Origin of the sequence: Saccharomonospora saliphila YIM 90502 (assembly GCF_000383795.1) — a bacterium.
GTDB lineage: Bacteria > Actinomycetota > Actinomycetes > Mycobacteriales > Pseudonocardiaceae > Saccharomonospora > Saccharomonospora saliphila.
The window spans coordinates 28,800-31,730 of sequence record NZ_KB912603.1; the positions used below are offsets into that span (position 1 = coordinate 28,800).

The 2,931-nt window shown below is 73.2% G+C and carries 2 protein-coding genes and 1 pseudogene; all 3 read right to left on the minus strand.

What is annotated here, in order from left to right; translation table 11 throughout:
* Positions 1–861 (minus strand): annotated as a pseudogene (locus SACSA_RS0101710) (TIGR02680 family protein); the annotation flags it as partial.
* A 13-nt stretch (positions 862–874) separates the two neighbouring features.
* Positions 875–2,083 carry a TIGR02678 family protein gene (locus tag SACSA_RS0101715; RefSeq protein WP_019813022.1) on the minus strand — a complete coding sequence of 403 codons (1,209 nt, stop codon included), beginning with the start codon at positions 2,081–2,083 and terminating at the stop codon, positions 875–877.
* Positions 2,080–2,931: TIGR02677 family protein (locus tag SACSA_RS21025; protein WP_019813024.1), on the minus strand; the 852-nt coding region annotated here is incomplete at its 5' end. The genes SACSA_RS0101715 and SACSA_RS21025, both read right to left, overlap by 4 nt.

Below are 2,931 nucleotides of genomic sequence, written 5' to 3' on the forward strand. Positions count from 1 at the left end.
GGCTCGCAGCACCCGGCGGGCGTAGGTGCGCTGGCGTTCGGCGACCCGACGCGCCGCGTCGGCCTCCGCGTCGAGCTGCGCGAGGCGTTCCCGCTGCCGGTCCAGTCGCTCGAACCCCTCGGCCAGCTCGGCGATGTCCTCCTCGTCCAACGGCGGCAGCGCGTGCGAGAGCAGTGTGGACAGCAGCGCCGGGTCGAGCCGCTGGGAGAGTTTCGGCATCCGCAGCTGCAGCAACGCGGTGATCAGCGCGTCGTAGCGCTGTTCGGACAGCCCCGGGAACAACGTCTGCCGCACCGTGGAGCGGTAGTCGCCGCGGTGCTCGTGCACCGTGCCGTGCTCACCGAGCGCCTCGGCCAACGCGGAGGGCGTCAGCGGCTGCCCCGACGCGTTCGTCAGCTCCAGGTCCTCGCCGACCCTGCGGGTGGTCGTGAAGAACGTGGCCTTGACCCCCGTGGTGTTCGCCGTGGCCTGCAACCGCGCGCCGCAGGTGAACCACGCCTCCCGCTCAGGCAGCCACGCGCACTCCAGCCACACATACCCGACGCGGGTCTTGCCGGTGGCGCCCTCACCCATCAGGTTCCAGTGCATCGTCCGCTCGGACGTGCCGAAGGTGGAGAGCCGGTTCGGCTTCAGGCTCGCGTCGAACAGGAACGGCAGCAGCAGTTCCAGCGCCTTCGACTTGCCCGTGCCGTTCGGCCCGCGCAGCAGCACCCGGCCGTCGTGGAAGGAGAACACCTCGTCGTAGTAGCGCCACACGTTCAGCAGACCGGCGCGCTGCGGCTGCCAGCGCGGCGCGCGGGAGGCGGTGTCGGGCGCGTCGTCGGTGGGTTCCGGGCGCTGCGGGAACTCGGTGACGGTCACGGATCTCCCTCGCTCACTGCCGGATCTCGGTGACGGTGTAGCGGGCGGCGGCGGGCAGCGCACGCACCCGGCCCGCCTCCCGCACGGCCAGGCCGAACGTCGTCAGCACCGACAGTGACTCGGACACCAGCCGCGCCGGCCCGTCGTCGTCGCGGTACTGCCGGGCCCAGTGCGGATATTCCCGCAGCAGGCCGCTCGCCTCGGCGTGCAACTGCTCGACCGTCAGCCCCGTGTCGGCGGCCACCAGCCGGTCCAGCACCAGCAGCGCCGCACCGCCGACGGTGCCGCTGCCGCCGGGGAACGTGCGGTCGGTCGCGAGCGCGTCCGGGTCGACCAGCAGATAGCCCTCCGCGCGTTCCTCCAACACGAACCCGGCCTGCTCGGCCGCCGCGCGCAGCAACTGGCGGCCGCGCGGGTTGCGCAGGTACGCGCGCTGGTCGTCGGTGAGGTCGGCGTCGTAGAGCACGGGGTCGTCGAACAGCCGACGGAAGATCGAGTGCCGTAGCCACAGGTTGCGGCGCACGTCCGTGGTCGGCGACTCCCCGTCGCCGTACCGGGGCTCCCGCAGCAGCCCGTCCACCAGTTCGGGCCAGCGCAGGCCCACCTCCTCCGGCGGTACCGGGCTCCGCGACGGCCCGCTCGGGGCGGCCAGCAGCCGCAGCACCAGCGTGGTGTCCACCCGGTAGAGCACCTTCGCCTCACGGGAGTCCACGAACGACTCGGTCACCCCGTCCACCGTGGTCAACGCCCCGAACGACTCCAGCAGCCGCAACACGTCCACATACGCCTTGCGCTCGCCGTGCCGGGCGGTGTCGAACGTTTCCAGCTTGTCGTCCGTGGCGGTGGCCTGCCGGACCCGGTCGGCCAGCAGACCGATCGTGGTCACCGGCCCGGACAACAGCTCCGCCGCCACCACACACAGCAGGGTGTAGCGCCTGCGGTCGAACGGCGCCCGGTTCGACCGGGACCGCCGCGCGGGCCGCGTCTCGTCCGGCTGGCGGATCTTCGCCAGCCGCGCGTAGCCGAGGCGCGGCTCCACCGTCAACGGCCAGCCGCAGTTGTAGTCGAACCACAGCTCGATGGGCTGCTGCCGCCTGCGGACCAGGTCGAACGCCTCCGGCTCGTGCTGCTTGGTCAACAGCGGCCTGCCCAGCAGCAGCCGGATACCCCGGGCCACCTCCTCCTGCTCGGCCGCGACGAGCTGGTTGCCCAGATTGCTCACGTGCCCGTCTCCTCGTGCGGGGAAAACCCGTCGGGGGCGCCGGACGCACCACCGCCCCGGGGCGAGTCGGACGCAGCACCCTGTCCGTTACCCACCAGCCCGGGCGCGCTGATGTCCACCAGGTAGTCCGGACCGATGAGCACCCCGCGCGAGGTGCGCAACGTCGCCACGGCCCCCTCCCGCGGGGCCCGCAGCACCACCTCCACCTTCCCGTCCGGGGTGCTCGCCCGCCGCACACCCGTACTGTCCGGCCGCGCCGAGAGGGCTCGCCCGAGCAGGTCCAACAACCGCTCGAACGTCGCCTGCTCCAGGGTTCCGAACGCCGACAGCCGCACCGGCCCCCCGGTGCCGAGTCGCGCCATCGCCCGGCGCAGCTCCTCTTGCTGCGCACGGGCACGTTCGGCGCGCTGCCGCTTCAGCGCGTCCACGTCGCGCACCCGCCCGGTGCGGGCCACCTTCTCCGCGCGTCCCGCCGTGCGCAGCAACGGCGACACCGGAACCGACGGCGCGTCCCGCCACGGCACCCCGGTGGGCACCAGCTCCGGATCCGGGTGCGTCAGATGCGCGTGCCGGGCCGGACCCAGCCCGAACGCCGCCGAGAACAGCCGGTGACAGTCGTCCTCCGACGGCGCGTGCGCGAACCACCGCGCCAACTCCCGGAAATCGGCGACCGCACTGCTCGCCCGGCGGCGCGACTCGGTGATCCGCTCCAGCACCTGCAACAACGTGGTGATCGCCCGCCGGGCCACCAGCCGCAGGTTCTCCACCCGCGGCGGTGAACCGTCCGCACCCGGCAGGAACCACGCCCGCAGCCCGGTCCACCGGCTGCGCCGCTGCGCCAGCCATGC